The sequence below is a fragment of the Vibrio sp. 1978 genome, assembly GCF_033344345.1.
The window spans coordinates 1-530 of sequence record NZ_JAWPOP010000959.1 but is presented as its reverse complement, the minus strand read 5'-3'; the positions used below and the strand labels follow the sequence as shown (position 1 = coordinate 530).

Sequence of the window (530 nt, the reverse complement as noted above, 5' to 3'; positions counted from 1 at the left end):
ATGGGTTGGATGTGCATGATTTTTCGGCTTTGGACGTGGCAATAAATGAGATTTCGTCTGTCAACTCAGAACTAAGCAACAATGACCTACTGGAGGGCTTAAAGATAATCCAAAAATCAATCCCTAAATGGACAAAGCAGCTTGGTCGTCAAGGTTACTTAAATTTTGTGAGTCAGTACTTTTAATTGAGAACGCAGCTAACAAAGCGTTCAAGAGGGACTTGGCACGCGTGGCATTTTTGGTTTGCGTTGGGTTTGGTGGTTACGGCACTGTGCGGTAGCTTTTGTAGTGCGTGCCTGCGCCCCTTAACGCGGCGTTAGCTGCTTAGAGGAAAAATGATGCTCCAAGATAAAGCTACATCAAGTTCCAATTACATAAGATTTATCGACAGAGTAATCGAAAATCGAACTGTTTGGGGACTTCAGCATCCTGATGGTGGTTGGGCAGTTTGTAATTCGAATCAGTATCCAGACGCATCAGTTTATGTTTTTTGGTCAGATAGAGCATACGCAAGTCGGGTCGCAATTGGT

Annotated in this window: 2 protein-coding genes; both read left to right on the top strand. The window is 43.8% G+C overall.

From position 1 onward, the window contains the following. The coding region (locus tag R8N49_RS30090) for a hypothetical protein (RefSeq protein WP_318190820.1) at positions 1 to 185 on the top strand (185 nt) is incomplete at its 5' end. Between the two features lie 150 nt (positions 186 to 335). Beyond that, positions 336 to 530 (top strand): DUF2750 domain-containing protein (locus R8N49_RS30085; protein ID WP_318190819.1); only part of this gene is annotated, 195 nt, incomplete at its 3' end.